The sequence below is a fragment of the Nonomuraea sp. NPDC004186 genome (assembly GCF_053603495.1).
In genome coordinates this window covers 1-16,570 of the sequence record NZ_JBSGFQ010000192.1, presented here as the reverse complement: position 1 = coordinate 16,570, position 16,570 = coordinate 1, and the positions used below count along the sequence as shown (strand labels likewise).

Annotated in this window: 13 protein-coding genes; 7 read left to right on the top strand and 6 right to left on the bottom strand. The window is 73.3% G+C overall.

All coding sequences use genetic code 11. The features are described from left to right. Positions 1-78: 78 nt before the first annotated feature. From ACWEPL_RS61955 to ACWEPL_RS61945, 3 genes are all read right to left on the bottom strand, one after another. Complete coding sequence (locus tag ACWEPL_RS61955) at positions 79-3,384, bottom strand: PQQ-dependent sugar dehydrogenase (protein WP_452442274.1); 3,306 nt, start codon at positions 3,382-3,384, stop codon at positions 79-81. A 100-nt stretch (positions 3,385-3,484) separates the two neighbouring features. Continuing rightward, positions 3,485-4,612, bottom strand: a complete 1,128-nt coding sequence (locus ACWEPL_RS61950; RefSeq protein WP_452442273.1) for a sugar phosphate isomerase/epimerase family protein — start codon at positions 4,610-4,612, stop codon at positions 3,485-3,487. A gap of 128 nt (positions 4,613-4,740) precedes the next feature. After that, positions 4,741-5,919: an ROK family transcriptional regulator gene (locus tag ACWEPL_RS61945; protein ID WP_452442272.1), complete on the bottom strand. Its 1,179-nt coding sequence runs from the start codon at positions 5,917-5,919 to the stop codon at positions 4,741-4,743. A gap of 667 nt (positions 5,920-6,586) precedes the next feature. Here ACWEPL_RS61945 and ACWEPL_RS61940 point away from each other — a divergent pair. From ACWEPL_RS61940 to ACWEPL_RS61910, 7 genes are read left to right on the top strand one after another with little or no spacing between them, the layout of a single operon-like run. Next, positions 6,587-7,264 (top strand): hypothetical protein, encoded by a 678-nt coding sequence (locus ACWEPL_RS61940; protein WP_452442271.1) that lies wholly within the window; start codon positions 6,587-6,589, stop codon positions 7,262-7,264. A 3-nt stretch (positions 7,265-7,267) separates the two neighbouring features. Then, a complete protein-coding gene (locus tag ACWEPL_RS61935; protein ID WP_452442270.1) occupies positions 7,268-8,044 on the top strand; it encodes a glycosyltransferase family 2 protein in 777 nt (258 codons plus the stop codon). Further along, the gene (locus ACWEPL_RS61930; RefSeq protein WP_363969863.1) at positions 8,041-9,165 is read left to right on the top strand and encodes a 2-phospho-L-lactate transferase CofD family protein; all 1,125 of its coding nucleotides are present in this window, start codon (positions 8,041-8,043) and stop codon (positions 9,163-9,165) included. Before ACWEPL_RS61935 ends, ACWEPL_RS61930 begins: the two co-directional genes overlap by 4 nt. Then, positions 9,162-9,935 (top strand): HAD family hydrolase, encoded by a 774-nt coding sequence (locus ACWEPL_RS61925; RefSeq protein ID WP_452442269.1) that lies wholly within the window; start codon positions 9,162-9,164, stop codon positions 9,933-9,935. The genes ACWEPL_RS61930 and ACWEPL_RS61925 overlap by 4 nt, the downstream gene beginning before the upstream one ends. Next, complete coding sequence (locus ACWEPL_RS61920; protein WP_452442268.1) at positions 9,932-10,678, top strand: NTP transferase domain-containing protein; 747 nt, start codon at positions 9,932-9,934, stop codon at positions 10,676-10,678. The genes ACWEPL_RS61925 and ACWEPL_RS61920 overlap by 4 nt, the downstream gene beginning before the upstream one ends. Further along, positions 10,666-11,904, top strand: coding sequence for a lipopolysaccharide biosynthesis protein (locus tag ACWEPL_RS61915; RefSeq protein ID WP_452442267.1), 1,239 nt, complete (start codon positions 10,666-10,668; stop codon positions 11,902-11,904). The genes ACWEPL_RS61920 and ACWEPL_RS61915 overlap by 13 nt, the downstream gene beginning before the upstream one ends. After that, a complete protein-coding gene (locus tag ACWEPL_RS61910; protein WP_452442266.1) occupies positions 11,901-13,136 on the top strand; it encodes a glycosyltransferase family 4 protein in 1,236 nt (411 codons plus the stop codon). The genes ACWEPL_RS61915 and ACWEPL_RS61910 overlap by 4 nt, the downstream gene beginning before the upstream one ends. Positions 13,137-13,176: 40 nt before the next feature. On the opposite strand, the gene ACWEPL_RS61905 is transcribed toward ACWEPL_RS61910, so the two are convergent. The 3 genes from ACWEPL_RS61905 to ACWEPL_RS61895 all read right to left on the bottom strand — a co-directional run. Continuing rightward, positions 13,177-14,148 carry a glycosyltransferase family 2 protein gene (locus ACWEPL_RS61905; protein ID WP_449898723.1) on the bottom strand — a complete coding sequence of 324 codons (972 nt, stop codon included), beginning with the start codon at positions 14,146-14,148 and terminating at the stop codon, positions 13,177-13,179. Positions 14,149-14,214: 66 nt separating this feature from the next. Further along, a complete protein-coding gene (locus tag ACWEPL_RS61900; RefSeq protein ID WP_452442265.1) occupies positions 14,215-15,762 on the bottom strand; it encodes a carboxylesterase/lipase family protein in 1,548 nt (515 codons plus the stop codon). Beyond that, positions 15,759-16,570: glycoside hydrolase family 3 C-terminal domain-containing protein (locus ACWEPL_RS61895; RefSeq protein ID WP_452442264.1), on the bottom strand; the 812-nt coding region annotated here is incomplete at its 5' end. The genes ACWEPL_RS61895 and ACWEPL_RS61900, both read right to left, overlap by 4 nt.

Genomic DNA, 16,570 nt, shown 5'->3' with positions numbered 1-16,570 from the left:
CGCCGGAGGCCGGAAGACCGGTACGGCGGGTGCGGAGGCCGGAACACCGGCGGGGCCGGGCACTGCCCGTGCGAAGCGTTACGGGTTGGTGAGGCGGTTGATGAGGGCCTGGGCGTCGCGGGTCAGGATCGTGCGGGACGTGGAGTCGGGGACGTTGGCGTTCTTGCCCGCGGCCTTGATGAAGCGCTTCAGCGCCTCGATCGCCTGCCCCGGCCTGCCGCGCTTCTCGTGCCACTCGGCCGCGTCGAGCTGCTCCAGCAGCTCCCGAGCGCCTGCGGCGGTCACCGTGCGCGCCTTCTTGAAGTGCGCGATCAGCGCGCGCACGTCACCGTACGAGGTCGTGGTCGAGAACGTGACGGTCGAGGTCACCGTCCGCCCCGACCGGTCCGTCGCCGTGGCGACGAGGGAGTGGTCGCCGAGGGGCAGGGTCCAGAGGCGTACGGGCGCGCCCGAGGGAACCGCGGTTCCGTCGAGCTTGGCCGTGGCGCCCTCCACCCCCGAGACCGCGTCCGTCGCCGTCAGGACCGGGGTGACGGTGCCCGAGTCGCCGTACGGCTTGGCCTCCACGCCGGTGACCGTCAGCGCCGGGTCCGATTTGTCGATCTTCACGGTGACCGTGCCGACCTGGGAGACGTTGCCGCCGTTGTCGGTCGCGCGGTAGCGGACCTCCTTGGCGCCCTCCGCGCTGAGCGTCACCGGGTTGGCGGCGTTCGCCCAGGTGGTGCCGCCGTCGAGCGAGTACTGGCGGGAGGCCACCGTGCCGTTGTCGGTCGCGGTGACGGTGAGCGTGACGTTGCGGGTGTACCAGCCGTTCGCGCCGTCGGGCGAGGCAGGGTTGAGCGTGGCCGTGACGGTGGGCGGGCTGGTGTCCGCGACGCCCCCGCCCTGGAAGGTGAACGCGTCCACGTCCACGCCGCCGGTCGAGGTGACGTACAGCCGGCCGGTTCCCGCGGGCGGGTCGGCGAGCGCGGTGGTGATCGTCTGCCGGCTGTCACCCGGCGGGATCGTCACCGTCGCGAACGGCGCGGCGGTGGGCGACTTCCAGCGTAGGGAGAGCGTCCCCGCGCCCGAGGCCTTGGTCTGGACCCCGGTGATTCCGGTGAAGTTGACCGGGTCGTAGGCGAGCCAGTCCCCCGCGTCGAACGAGGTGATCTTGAACTTGCCCGACGCCCCGTCGTCGGCGGTCCTGGTCACGCCGCTGCTCTGGTCGGCGTGCTCGGCCTGCGCGAGCTTCGGGTTGAGGGTGAGCGCGGCCTCGCCGAGCGCGCCGGGGATGCCGTTGGCGCCGTTGTCGCGGTAGCTCGCGACGACCACGCCGTAGATGTTCTCCGTCTCGCCGTGCTCGGGCGCGTTCGCGGGCGTCGGCCAGGCGCCGGTGCAGCCGGTGCCGGTGGTCTCGGGGTGGGCGTGCACGTCGTGCCCGAGACCGAACGTCCACTGCATGCGCGTGCACACCGGGCTGTCGCCGTCCTCGGCGTCATGCACGGCGAGCTTGTACGGCACCGCGTTCCCCCAGTCGAAGAACCCGCCGTCCGGCGGCGTCTGGACGCTGACCTCGGGCGCGGTGTTGCCGACGGTGATCTCGGCCGAGGTGAGGCCCGCCCGGCCGCCGGAGTCGGTGACGCGCAGCCGCGCCACGTACTGCCCCAACTCGGTGTAGGTGTGCGTGGCCGTCGCCCCGGTGGCGTCGAACGTGCCGTTCCCGTCGAAGTCCCACTCGTACGTCAGTGTCCCCGGCTCGGTGTCCCTGGACGACGACGCGTCGAAGGCGACCGTGAGCGGCGCCTGGCCGCTGGACGTCCTGTCCATGGCCATCCTGGCCTGGGGCGTCTTGTTGTCCGGGGTGTAGTCGATCCGGTAGAGCCCGGCGTCGGGGTTCGCGCGGAAGAACCCGTCGCCGTACTCCAGCACGTACAGGGACCCGTCCGGTCCGAACTCGATGTCCATCGGGCTGTCGGTGATGGGCTGCGCGGCGTCCCGCAGCTCGGCGTTGGGCAGGAAGTGCTCCAGCTTGGTGACCGGCCCGTCCGGGTACGTCACGGTGAACGCCGCCAGGTAGTCCTGCGAGAACTCGGCGAAGAACGCCTTGCCGTCCCAGTACGCGGGCAGCTTGCCGGGCGCCGGGTTGTCCGGGTCGTAGTGGTAGATCGGCCCGCCCATCGGCCCCTGGCCGCCCTGCGGGTCGAAGTCCACGAGCCCGGCCCACTCGGCCGGCTGGTGGGTGTTGTTGTCGCCGTAGTAGAGGTCGGCGGGGACGGCCGGCGGGAGCCGGTCGATGCCGGTGTTCCAGCGCGAGGTGTTCAGCGGCCCGGCCGCGCAGTCGAACCACGGCCCCGGCCGGGCGGTCTCGAAGTCCCAGTCGTTGTAGTTGAAGTTGTCGCCCGTGCAGTACGGCCAGCCGCTGTTCATGGGCTTGGTGAGCGGGGTGATGTTCCACTCGACGTAGCCGAGCGGGCCCCGGTTCGGGTCGGGGGTGCCGGCGTCGGGGCCGTAGTCGGCCCACGACAGGGTGCCCGTCTCCCCGTCCACGTCCATCCGGAACGGGTTGCGCACCCCGGTCACGAAGATCTCCGGCCGCGTCTTGGCCGTACCCGGCGGGAACAGGTTGCCCTGGGGGATCGTGTACGTGCCGTCGTCCGCGACCTTGATCCGCAGGATCTTGCCGCGCAGGTCGTCGCTGCTGCCCGCGCCGCGCCGTGAGTCGAAGCCCGGGTTCATGCCGGGCGCGTCGTTGTTGGGCGCGTACCCGTTGGCGCCCGGCGCGCCCGCCGGGGTGTTGTCGCCGGTGGCGAGGTAGAGGTTGCCGTCGGCGTCCCAGTCCACGTCGCCGGCCACGTGGCAGCACTGCCCGCGCTGCGTCTCGACCTTGATGATGACCTGCTCGGTCGACAGGTCGAGCGCGTTGCCGGTCCACTTGAAGCGGGAGAGCTGGTTGTAGCCCTTCCACTGGTTCCAGTACGTCTCGTCGGCCCCGGCGGGCAGCGAGTTGGGCGCCGAACCGGTCGGCGTCGTCTCCGGGTACGGCGCCGACATGGTCTTGGGCGCGTAGTAGAGGTAGACCCAGTGGTTCTCGTCGAAGCGGGGGTCGAGGGAGACCGTCTGCAGGCCGTCCTCGGAGTTGTTGTAGACCGGGACGGTGTTGACGATCTTCGTGACGCCGCTGGCCGGGTCGGTCAGCCTGATGTCGCCGTTGCGCGCGGTGTGCAGGACCCGCCGGTCGGGCAGGACGGCCAGGTCGATCGGCTCGCCCACGTTCTTGGTCAGCGTGATCTTCTCGTAGCTCGACCACTCGGTGGCCGGTTCGTGTGCCTGGGCGGGGCCGGGTAAGACGAGTGCGGTGGCGGCGAGGAAGAAGCCGCCGAGCACCGCGAGGGTACGCTGCATGGTGATGCCGCTCCTAGGACGAGGAGTGTCATGATCCGGGCCGCCACGCCTGCCGCTGCAACGGCAGGGATCGCGTGGCGGTCCGGCGTCGTGGTGGGGGTCAGCCGCGCAGGGCGGCCATGTTGCGGTAGCTGAGCTCGGCGTACTGCAGCGACTGGCCCGGGTCCGTGCCGGGCGCGTTGTCCTGCTCGTACATCGGGTTGTGCAGGCCCCTGGAGCGGAGCCGGCCGAAGAAGCGGGCGTAGTCGATGTCCCCGGCCCCGAACGGCACCATGTCGTAGCCGTTGGCGGTGCCCGGGTTGGCGGTGCCGTCCTTGGCGTGGAACAGCGGGAACCGCTTCTCCTGCGCCAGCACGGTGGCGAGCGGGTCGAAGACGTCGGTCTGCGCCGAGCCGTCGGGCGCGGTGTACGTACGGTGCTTGAACTGGGCCACGTGCGCCCAGAAGATGTCCATCTCGAAGTAGACCCGCCTGGGGTCGCTGATCCCGAAGAAGTACTCCAGCTTGCGGATGCCCGAGGAGCGGGTGGGCCGGCCCTGGTCGTCGAGCGGGCCGCTGTCGAGCAGGAACGCGTACGCCGCGTCGTGGTTGTGCGTGTAGAGCTTGACCCCGGCCCGGCAGGCGAGCTCGCCGAGCGCGTTCCACTTCTCCGCCGCCACGTCCCAGTCGGCCTTGTACGCGCTGCCCGTCGGGTCGGAGCCGGTGCCCACGTGGTCCAGGCCGAGGATGTTCGCGATCTCCAGCACCTGCTTGAACCGGTCGAGGTCGGCGGTGCTCAGCGGCCACGAGGCCGGGATGAAGCCGTGGTTGCCCTCGGCCCGCAGCCCGTTGTCGTCGAGCCAGCTCCGCAGCAGCCGGGCGCCCTCGACGGTCTCCAGGTTCGCGCCGCCCTCGGCGTTGGCGTGCTGCCGGTACCCGGCGAACTCGACCTGCTGGTAGCCGATGCGCGCGAGCGCCTCGAACACGTGGCGGAAGCCGGACGGCAGGGTGGTGGACGCCGGGTCGCGGCCGATCGCGTCGCGGACGGTGTAGAGGATGATGCCGCGCTTGCCCGGCGGGATCAGCGGCCGGTTCCACCCGCCCTGGGCCTGCACGGGGTCGGCGGCGGCGGGCTGGGCGAGGGGGACGGCGGCCGCGGCGGCGATGCCGGCGGTGGCCGCGAGGAGGCGGCGGCGGCTCAGGCCGAACGTGCGGCGGAGCGCCTCTTCCTGCTCATGGAGCTGGCTCACGCGTGTTTCCCTTTCTCGAGGGACGCGTGCGCCGACCACGTCACGGCGTAACTGTGCCGGGCTCCACGAACATGCCACCGCGCGGGGAGCCTGCGACGATCAATTGTTACTACGCCGCGCAGAAGCGGTCAATGGTGCCCGAAAGCCTGATCGATGGCGTCCGGCGCGAGCACGTGGTCGACGACCATGACGGCGGCTCCGACGACGCCCGCCCGGTCGCCGAGCCGGCTCGACCTGATGCCGAGGTGCTGGGTGGCCAGCGGGAGCGACCGGCTGTAGATCGTCTCCCTGACCCCCGCCAGCACCTGCTCGCCCGCCTCGGCGACGTCCCCGCCGATGACGATGAGCGAGGGGTTGAAGAAGTTCACGATCGAGGCCATCACGGCGCCGACCTCGCGGCCGGCCTGCCTGACGAGCCGCGTGGCGCGCAGGTCGCCCGCGCGCATCAGCGCCACCACGTCCCGGCTGCCGTGCGCGTCGACCCCGGCGGCGCGCAGCTGCGCGGCCATGGACGCGCCGCCCGCGACCGCCTCCAGGCAGCCGGTGTTCCCGCACCTGCAGGGCGCCTCGGACGCCGGGACCCGGATGTGGCCGACGTCCCCCGCGGCGCCCTGCGCGCCCCGGTGCAGCCGGCCGCCGGAGATGATGCCGCAGCCGATCCCGGTGCCGATCTTGATGAAGATCAGGTGGTCGATCTCGGGTCCGGCGGCCCAGTGCTCGCCGAGCGCCATGATGTTCACGTCGTTGTCGGCCAGCACCGGTGCGCCGAGCCGCGACCCGAGCCATCCGGGCACGTCGAAGCCGTCCCAGCCGGGCATGATCGGCGGGTTCACCGGCCGTCCCGACGCGTGCTCCACCGGCCCGGGCAGCCCGACGCCGACCCCGCACACCCGGTCGAGGTAATACCCGGCGTCGGCCAGCAGCTCGCGGAAGGCGGTGGCGACCCACTCCAGGGTGGGCTCGGGCCCCCGGTCGACGGGCAGGTCTGCGGCCCGTTCGGCGAGGACGGTCATGCCGAGGTCGAGCACGGCCAGGCGGGCGCGGGTGGCGCCCAGGTCGGCCGCGAGCACCACCCGCGCGCCCTCGTTGAACGCGAACACGGCCGCCGGGCGGCCCCCGGAGGAGATCGAGTCGTCGGCGGCCACCACCCAGCTCCCGGCGATCAGCGCGTCGAGCCGCTGCGACACGGTGGACCTGGACAGGCCGGTGAGCTGGGCCAGCTCGCCGCGGGTGCGCGCCCGCCCGTCCCGGAGGATCGCCAGCAGCGCCCCCGCTCCGGCGCTCTGGCCGTTGGATCCCGTTGTCATGGGTACTACCTTACTTCGATGATCGGCCGACTTATGTTGACAGAAACGAAAAGCCCGATCTATCGTCGCGAAATATGTCGGACATATGTGGGCAACAGTCCACATATCGTGAGATCGTCCGGCAATTCCCGAGCTCCGGCCCGGGATCAACGCTCTACGCCTTGGAGGATTCGGTCCGGCCCTCGCCCGCCGTCGCGCCGAGACGCGGGCCCCGCAGGGATGCCACCCGGCCGGATCCTCCACAGGGCCTGGTTCCGGCGATCCGGAAACCAGTGTTTCGGGCCCAGAATGCGGATCAGGCGCGGGAGCGCTCCCAAGCCTATCAGACCCCGCTTGAACTGCACACATGCCCATAAATTCTGAGATTTGCCCAATTGAGGGGCGGCTAACGGCCGGCGCAATCACGTCGAGAGTGAGGGCTTGACATCCCAGGCAGGCCCGCTCGTGCCGATTCGCGAGTAAAACGTTCCAGATTTCCAGATACCTTGAAGCAAGAGGGTGGAGCTGGCCTTTTGCCCCTTCACTACGGTTAGTCAATAGGCCAGACAATTCCGGCGGGTCCGATATTTGGTATTGAGGCCACCATTGCGGGCACAGGTGCCATACTGCGTTTGGGAGCGCTCCCGCGAGCGCGTTCCCCCATGGCCCCCCTCCACGAGGACCGGCAGTGAACCATCCCGACCCCCTTCTCGACGCCCGGCGCCCATGGGCCGCGCACATCTGGTGGATCGCCCTGGCCATCGGGGCGGCCGGCTTCGCCTTCGTCTGGCTGGCCACCCCGCACGCCCGGGAGATCGGCGCCGCCTGGCAGCTCGTGGCCAAGCTGCTCGCCTTCGCCTTCCTGTGCTGCGCGATCGCGTTCTTCCCGTGGGTGTCGCCACGCCTGCACTGGCTGCTGTACGCCCCGTTCGTCTTCCTGACCGGCTACCTGATCCCGCGGATCAGCTGGTTCTACTACGGCGACGGCGCGCGGGCGTACGGCGACGGCTTCTACACCCATCTCTACCTGCTGCTCTACCCGGGGATCGTGCTCACCGCCGCCGCCGCGTACCGGATCGGCGGCGGCTCCCCCGGCCGCTGCCTGAAGATCATGGCCACGGGGGTGCTGATCGTGTTCTCGGGATTCCTGGACGTGATGTGGCAGGTGGTCAACCCGGTGCCGATCCCCGAGCGCATCGACGCCCCGCACATCAACCTGTTCACCGGCGGGCCGATCACGTTCGGCGCGGCGATCTGGTTCACGCTGGCGCACGTCCCGCTGATCGTGGGCATCAACCTGCTTCCCCTTGACCGCTGGATCGCGCGCCTGACGGGAGCCGGCGCGGATGCCACCCGGAGGAGGTGACCCTTGCCGAACACGCCTGCCGCGGCGCCGCTCATCGACATCTCGGTGGCGGCGCCCGCGTACAACGAGGCGGACAACATCGCGGCCGCGGTGACGGAATGGCGGGACTACCTGGAGCGTAACCCGGCGATCGGCGCCTGGGAGATCGTCGTGTGCGACGACGGCAGCGCCGACGCGACCGGGCGGATCCTGGAGGGCCTGCGGGCGGAGTGCCCGCGGCTCGTCGTCGTCACGTTCGAGCGCAACCGGGGCGCGGGTGCCGCCATCGCGGCCGCGATCGCGCGTACCCGGATGGACTGGGTCGTGCTGCTCGACTCCGACGGCCAGTTCCCGATCGCGAACCTGGACCGCTTCATCGAGCGCATCCGCGCCGGGGCGGGGCTCGCGTTCTCGGGCGCCCGGATCAGGAAGGCCGACAGCCTGCCGTACCGATGGGGGTCGGCGGCCAGCGGCGCGGTCAGCAACCTGCTGCACCGCACCCGCTACCGCGACTTCAACTCGATCTTCAAGGTGGTGCACGGGCCGCTGTTCCGCGCGCTGCCGCTGGAGTCGGCCGGGATGAACTGCTCGACCGAGATCACGGCCCGCGTCGCCGAGCTGGGCCACGCGTGGGTGGAGCTGCCGATCGAGCACCGCGAGCGGGGCGGCGGCAGCCGGGGCTGGCGGTTCTGGCGGGGGGCGCGCGACCGGGCCCTGTTCGTCGGCTACCTCGGGCTGCGCCACTGGCTGCTGCGGCGCGGCGTGCTGCGGGTCCCCGCGGGCCACGAGGAGGTCCGGTGAGGGTCGCCATGTTCAGCGGCGGGCGCGGCGCGGCGGGGATCGCCCGAGCCCTCCTGCGGGTGCCGGGGCTGGAGCTGTCCCTGCTGATCAACGGGTACGACAACGGGCTGTCCACCGGCGCGCTGCGCCGCTACCTGCCGGGCATGCTCGGCCCCTCGGACTTCCGCAAGAACCTCCTGCTCCACCTGGACCCCGGCGACCCCCGGCGCGAGCTGCTCGAACGCCGCCTGCCGGCCGGGACCACGGCCGCGGACCTGGCGCGGCTGGCCGACGGGCCGCTGGACTACCGGATCGCGCGGGAGCTGCGGGTGTTCGCCGGGCGGCTGCGCGCCGAGCCGGACGGGCTCGACCTGGCCGGCTGCGCGCTGGGCAACCTGGTGCTCGCGGGGGCCTACCTGCGCCTGGGCGAGGACTTCAACGCGGCGGTACGCGCGTGCGCGCACACATTCGGGTCGCCGGCGCGGCTGCTCAACGTGACGGGCGGCGAGAACGCGTTCCTGGTCGCGCTCAAGGAGGACGGGCGGGTGCTGGCCGACGAGGCCGACATCGTCGCGCCGCAGGACGCGGTGGCCATCACCGGGCTGTTCCTGCTGCGCGAGCCGCCCGGCCCGGACGAGCTCTCCGGGTCGCCGGAGCTGCTCGCGCGGCGCGCCGCCACGGTCACGCCCAGCCCCGAGGCGCTGGCGGCCGTCCGGGACAGCGACCTCATCGTGTACGGCCCGGGCACGCCGCACTCGTCGCTGCTGCCCAGCTACCTGACGCCGGGGCTGGCCGGGGCGGTCGCGGAGAGCCGGGCCGCGGCCAGGGTGTTCGTCGTCAACCTCGGGGGCGACCACGACATCCAGGGGCTGACCGCCACCGACCTGGTGGACCGCACGCTGGCGTACCTGGGCGACCCGGGCAACGAGCGGCGCACGATCACGCACGTGCTCAGCCGCCGGGGCGGGTCCGGGGGTCCCGCCGTGCCGCTCGGGGTCGTGGAGCGCGGCTGCTGGGCGGGGGCCCGCTGGATCGGCGCGGACGTCGAGGACGCCGGGCGTCCCGGCACGCACGACGGCCCGCGCACGGCCGAGGCGCTGCGGGCCGTGCTCGGCGAGATCCCGCTGGCACGGGCCGGATGAGCGGCCCCACGGGCGCCGCACCCGGCGCCGTCCAGAAGGCCCCCTCGCCCGGCGCCGCCCGGGGAAGCGCCGTCGGCGCCGGTGCGCCGGTCGCGGGGCCGGTCGCGGGGCCGGTCGCGGGGCCGGTCGCGGGGCTGGTGGCCGGGCGGCGGGTGTGGTTGTGCGATCTCGACGGGACGCTCGTGGACTCCTTCCCCGCGCACGAGGCCGCGTTCCGGCAGGCCGTCGCCGAGCTCGTACCGGCCGCCCTCCCGTCCTTCCGGTACGCCGATCACGCGGGCGCGAGCACCGCCGAGGTCGCCGCGCTCCTCACCGGGGACCGGGACGTGGCGGCCCGGCTGGCGCGGCGCAAGCAGGGGCTCTACCGGGAGTTCGTCGCGGCGGGCCGGGTCCGGCCGTTCCCGGGGGCGCGCCGGCTGCTCGACCGGCTGGCGGCGCGGGGACGGGTGGCGTACCTGGTCACCGCCGGCAGCCGGGGGTCGGTGGAGCGGGTGCTGGCGGGCTCGTCGCTGGGGGCGTGCTTCCGCGACGTGCTGACCGCCGACGACGTGCCGGTGAGCAAGCCGGACCCGGAGTTCTACGGCCTGGCCTGCCGCCGGTGGGGCGTCGATCCGGCCGAGGCCGTGGTGCTGGAGGACTCCGCCCACGGGGTGGCCTCCGCCGTCGGCGCCGGCCTGGCGACGCTGCACGTCCACACCACCGAGCCCGCCCCCGGCGCGGTCGCGGTGCGCGGGCTGGAGGACATCGTGTCCCTGCTGGAGGACAAGTGACTGTTTGCGCGGTGATCCCGGCGGCGGGGCGGGGGACGCGGCTGGGCCAGGGGGTTCCGAAGATCATGATCGAGGTGGCCGAGGGTGTCACCGTGTGGCACCTGCTGCTGCGGCGGCTGCGGCCGTGGACGCGGCACGTGCACGTCGTCGTCTCCCCCGACGGCGAGGGCCCGTTCCGGGAGCTCGCCGCCGGGGAGATCGCCGAGGGCGCGGTGTCGGTGAGCGTGCAGGAGCGGCCGACCGGCATGGGGGACGCGATCTTCGGCTCCGCCGCGCACTGGGCGGCGTACGAGACGATCCTGGTGGTCTGGGGCGACCAGGCCAACCTCTCCCCCGCGACCGTGCGCGACGTCCTGGCCGCCCACCCGGGCGAGGGGCTGACGCTGCCGCTGGTGCCGATGGCCGATCCGTACGTGGAGTACGAGCTGGACGGGAACGGGCTCGTACGCGTGCGGCAGTCCCGCGAGGGCGACGTGTGCCGTCCCGGCGGGCTCAGCGACGTCGGCGTGTTCTGCCTGGCCACCGGCGGGCTGCGGCAGGCGTGGGAGCGGTACGCGGCCGGGGCGGCGGCGGGCGCGGCCACCGGCGAGGTGAACTTCCTGCCGTTCCTGACGCACCTGTCGCGGGCCGAAGGGCGGCCCGTGACCGTCGTGCCGGTGACGGACGCGGCCGAGGCGCGCGGGATCAACACTCCGGAGGACCTGGAGTTCGCGCGGCGGGCGTACCAGCGGTGCGGCTCCTGAAGTCCCGCACGGCGCGCCTGCGCCCGGTGGCGGGGCCGACGCTGGTGAGCACGGTGGCCAGCGGCACGGCGGCGGCGACCACGCTGGTCATCGCGCGGGGCGCGGGGGCGAGCGCGTTCGGCCAGTTCACGGTGGTGCTGTCGATCGCGCTGATCGTCACCGTCGGGATGCTGACGAGCCTGCACTACGTGATGCTGCAGGAGCTGCCCAGGGCCGAGCCGGGGCGGCGGGCCGAGCTGGTGGCGACGGCGCTGCCGGCCACGCTGGCGGTCAGCGCCGGGCTGGCCGCGCTGGGCCTGCTGGCGGCGCCGCTGCTCACGGCCGCGCTGAACGTGGACACGCGCACGCTCGCCTTCGGGCTGGCGCTGGCGGCGTCCATGACGGTGAACCAGCTCACCGAGAGCTTCCTGCGCGGGCTGAAGCGCTTCGCCTTCGTGGCGGGGCTCAAGCTGGCGATCGCGGTCGTGTACCTGGGCGCCGCTTCCTACTGCCTGCTGGTGCTGGGGATCAGGGAGGCCGAGCCGTACCTGGTCGCGCTGATCGCCACGAACGTGGCGTTCGCCGTGGCGGCGCTGGCGGCGGTGCGGGTGCGGCCGGGGCTCTGGTCGGCGCGGCTGGCCCGTTCGCTGTACCGGCACGGCATGTACGTGACCGTCATCGCCGCGCTCACCGGCGTGCTCTTCGGCGTCGACGTGATCTTCCTGAACCACTGGGCGGGCCCGGCCGAGGTCGGCGTGTACTCGGTCTACAACGGCTTCCCCAAGCGGCTGCTGGGCGTGGTGTTCACCGACGGGGTCGGGCTGGTGCTGCTGCCGGTGATGGCCACCATGGACAAAGCGCTGCTGATGCGGCGGATCGCCCGGCTGGTCCCGGCGGTCGCCGGGGTCACGGCGGTGTTCTCGTTCGCCGCGAGCACGGTGTTCTTCCGGGTGATGGGCGGCGAGTACCCGTACTCGCCGGGCCTGATGGCGCTGTCGGCGCTGGGCATCGGCGCGCACACGGCGTTCAACCTGTACTCGGTCGCCCTGTCCATGGACGGGGTGCGCGGGGCCAGGGTGCTCATCGGCTGCCTGGCCGCGGGGACGCCGCCCGCCCTGGCCGTGCTGGCGGCCTGCATCCACCGGCAGGGGCTGGCGGGCGGGCTCGCCGGCTTCGCGCTGGCCAACCTCGTCCTGCTGGCCGTCGTGGCCGTGGCGGCCGCCCGCGTCTACCGGAGCCCCCCATGAGAATCGCCTGCGTCGTCAACCAGTTCCCGCCGAACGTCACCGCCGGGCTGGGCAGGTACGCCGAGCTGATCACCCCGTACCTGGCCCGCGGCCACGAGCTGACCGTGTACACGCCGAACGACGGCCGCCTGCCGGTGGACGAGATCGTGGACGGCGTCCGCGTGCACCGGCCGCGCGGCTCCCTGCTCGGGGGAAGGCGGCTCAACCGCACCAGGCGCTCGGAGTTCCTGCTGCTCGCGCTGAACGTCGTGGTCAGCAACTGGCGCTACTTCCTGCGGCTGCGCCGCCGCCAGGAGCGGCCCGACCTGGTCGCCGTGCACGACTCGACGAACTTCCTGTCGGGCCTGCTCTGCCACTACGTGCTGCGGCTGCCGGTGGTCTTCCACGTGCACACCACGGAGTACGGCGTCGCGCCGCAGCGCAGCATCTCCGACCCGCTGAAGGTGTTCGCGGCGCTGGAGCGGTGGCTGGCCCGGGTCGCCCGGCGGGTGGTGGTGGCCACGCCGGAGGTGCGCGACCAGCTCGTGGCCGCCGGCTGGGCCCGGACGCCCATCGACGTGGTGCCGCTGGGCGGGACGTACGAGGCGGTGCTCCCGTCGCTGGACCGCGACGCGCTGCGGGCCGGGGCGGCGGCCCTGCGCGGGCGGCTGGGGCTGGCGGAAGGGGATCCGGTGCTGCTGTTCGTGGGCAGGATCGAGCGGCAGAAGGGCGTCTACCAGTTGCTGGAGGCGATGCGGGCGGCCGCCGGGGCGGTGCCGGGGCTGCGGCTGGTGATCCTCGGCGAGGGGGACGTCGAGGGCGTCGAGCGGATCGTCGCCGCGACGGGGCTGCGGGGGCGGGTGCTGGTCCCGGGGCGGTTCGTCGGGGGGCGGGAGCTGCTGGGGTACTACGAGCTGGCCGCGGCGTGCGTGTTCCCGTCGCTGTTCGAGCCGTTCGGGCTGGTGGCGACCGAGGCGATGGCGATGGGCCGGGCGACGATCCTGGGGGACGGCTTCTCCCGGGTCTTCCTCGGCCCGGATCCGGACCGGCCCGCGGCGTACGTCGTGCGGGCGGGCGAGCCCGCCGACATCGCGCGGGGCGTGATCGAGGTGATGTCCGACGCGGCGCTGCGCCGGGGGCTGGCCGAGCGGGGCGAGCGGTTCGTCAGGGAGAGCCTCAGCTGGTCGCGCGCCGCCGCCGGGACGGCCGAGGTCTACCGGACGGCGGTGAAGGCCGGGCGGCAGCTCCGCTGACCACGCGTGCCGGGCGGCCGGGTCAGGCGGGTCATGGGGGTCATGCGGGGGCTCCCTTGAGCACGCGCAGGGAGCCCACCGCGAGGCCGGTGACGAGCACCACGTGGACCGCCAGGTGGACGGCCATGAAGTAGGCGGTGAAGGCCGCCCCCCGCTCCCGGTGCACGAACCGCAGCAGCCGCGGATCGGCCACCACGAACCACCCCACCAGCGCGACCGGCACCGCGAACAGGCCGGGATGCACCAGCCCCAGCGGCAGGGACGCCAGCGCGAGCGCGCAGGCGAGGATGCCGGCCCGGCTGTTGGCGTTCTCGGGCTTGGCTGCGCCGCGCCTGGCCGTGGCCAGGGCGAGCGGGATCAGCGGCAGCGCGCGCCGCCACTGCTCGGCGAGCACCGGCAGGAACCGGTGCCCCTCGTCGTGGCGGCCCATCACCGCGTCGGTGAGCAGGATCCTGGTGCGCACGGCCAGGCGGCTGCTGTACTCCACGTCCTCGCTGTCGCGCAGGCCCTCGTCGAGCCGGCCCGCCTCCAGCCACACCGAGCGGCGGATCGCGGCCAGCGCGAACACGACGCTGTTGACCTCGCCGAGGTGCCTGCGCCGCCAGTGGACCTGGTGGAGCAGGCGATACCACTCGACCGGGCCGTCGTCGATGAGCGGCTCGGTGTCGTAGACGCCGTGGACGCAGCCGACCCCGGGATCCTCCTCCAGGATCCGGACGGCGCCCGCGACCGCGTCCGGGCGTAACGCCACGTCGCTGTCGAGGAAGAAGATCACGTCGCCGGTGGTGCTCTCCACCCCGGCGTTCCTGGCCGCCGAGACGCCGCGGTTGTCGGGGAGCCGGACGACCCGGCAGCCCAGCTCCTCGGCGATGGCCGGGGAGCCGTCGCCGCTGGCGTCGTCCACCACGACGATCTCGTCGGGCGGCCGGGTCTGGGACAGCGCCGACTCCAGGCACAGGCGCAGGGTCCTGGCCGCGTTGTAGCACGGCACGATCAGGGAAACTCTCGTCACGGGGGCCGCCCTTCGCGAGTCCTGGGACCTCCATGATCTCGCGGCCGGCCCTCGCGGCGCATCATCTCAGCCGGCCTCCCACAGGTCGCAGTTGTGCTCGGCGAGCATCGTGGCCAGCGGGACCGGCGTGGACTTCCCGCCCGCCCTCAGGGACATGACGAGGGAGGTCCCGTTGAAGGCCGGCCAGCGCGCCGAGTACGCGGCCCGCGGCTGCCCGGTGATCGTGAACGACCCCCAGTAGTGCACCATGTCGCGGGCCAGCCGCCGCTCCGAGGCGTCGAACGTCGGCGCGATCGGGGTTCCGTTGTCGAAGCTCGGCCACAGGTAGGCCAGCTCGGCGGCGTGCCCCGCGCCCCACTCGTAGCCGGCCGGCTCGGGGCTCAGTCCGGGGCCGGTGCGGTGGTCGAAGCGGTAGCCGTACACGCGGGTGTGGGTGGACAGGGCCTCGATGAAGCGCAGCGTCGGGCAGCCGCCGAGGCCGGCCAGGAAGCCGGAGTCGGTGAAGACGGCCGCCGCCAGGTACGCCGAGGTGAACTGGTCGGACTGCGCCGGCCACGGATACCTGGCCAGGACGGCTTCGGCGCGGTCGGGGAAGAGGCCGCGGACCCAGCCCTCGTACTGCTCCTTGGTCCAGCCGCGGGCGCCCTGCAGGAATGTGCGGCCCTCGTCGCGGTTGGCGCCGACGATCAGGGGGACCCGCTGGAAGCGGCCCGCCCGCACGGCGGTGTCGGGGTTCTCCGGCAGGGCGGGCGTGCCGTACAGGAACGAGGCGAACTGCGGCCCGTCGACCAGCTTGGCCGCGCTCAGCCCGCGCAGGCAGGCCAGGTCGGTGCAGCCGAGCGCGGTGGCGACGGAGGCGCCGGCCTGCTCGCCGTCCGCGTACGGGCGGCTGGTGCAGGACCCGCTCTGGATGATCGCGCGGGCGAACAGCCCGGCCGAGGCGGGCGAGGCGAGGTTGGCGCAGACGGAGAAGCCGCCGGCCGACTCGCCGTCGATGGTGACCTGGCGGGGGTCGCCGCCGAACGCGGCGATGTTGCGGTGCACCCAGCGCAGCGCGGCCTGCTGGTCGGCCAGGCCGTAGTTGCCGGACGTGCCCGCTTCCGCTGCCAGCAGCGGGTGGGCCAGGTAGCCGAACACGCCGAGCCGGTAGTTGACGCTCACCACGACGACGTTCTCGAGCTGGGCGATCAGGGTGCCGTCGTGCTGGTTGGCCGAGCCGTTCTGCAGGCCGCCGCCGTGGATCCAGAACAGCACGGGCAGCCGCTGCCCGGCCTTCGTGCCGGCGGGGCGGAACACGTTGAGGTAGAGGCAGTCCTCGGTCTCGGAGCGGGGGCCGTTGGTGCTGGCGGCGGCGGGGCAGCGGTTGCCCCACTGGGACGCGTCGCGCACGCCCTGCCAGGCGGGCGCCGGCCGGGGTGCCCGCCAGCGCAGCTCGCCGGTGGGCGGGGCGGCGTACGGGAGGGCGAGGAAGCGGTCGACGCCGTCCGCGCGGGCCCCGCGTACGAAGCCGGTGTCGGTACGCGCCGTCGGCCGGTCGCCGCCGGACGCGGCGGCGGGCACGGGGAGGGCGGCGGCCAGGGCCGCCGCGGCGAGCGCGATCAGTAATCGTCTCATCGGACTGTGACCTCCTGACGTAGACGCAGGTCCCTGGAGGAGGACCCGACGTGGACGGTACGGCGGCCCCTTGCGAGGGTCCATCGGCCGTCCGACCAGTACTGCAGTGCGCGCAGCGGCACCGTCACGGTGACGCGGCGCCGCTCGCCGGGCGACAGCGGCACCCGGGCGAACCCGGCGAGCGCGCGGGGCGGCATCGGGACCGGCGGGCCGGGCGGCGAGCCGAGATACACCTGCGGCACCTCCACCCCGGCGCGCCGGCCGGTGTTGGCGACCGTGAAGGACACGCTGAGCCCGCCGCCCGCGGCCCGCACCGACAGGCCGTCGTACTGGAAGCGGGTGTAGGACAGGCCGTGCCCGAAGGGGAACAGCGGCTCGATGCCGTGCGCGTCGTAGTGCCGGTAGCCGACGAGCACGCCCTCGCTGTAGTCCGCGACGCCGCCCACGCCCGGGTAGCGCTCGGGCTGCGCGGTCGGCACGTCCTCGGCCCGCACGGGGAACGTCACCGGCAGCTTGCCGCCCGGGCAGGCCCCGCCGAGCAGGATCGTGGCGGTGGCGTCGGCGCCCTCCTGGCCCGGGTACCACATCTGCAGGATCGAGGACACGTTCCGCACCCACGGCATGAGCACCGGGTCGCCGGTGTTGAGCACGACCGCGGTGCGGGCGTTGGCGGCGGCGACGGCCCCGATGACCGGGTCCTGGCCGCTCGGGAGCTCCGCGCATGCTACCGGCCTTCGATATGTGCCGGACGTAAGTGGTGAAAGCGGCAGAGGACGACATGTGAGGTCGCGAACCATATGGTGCTGAG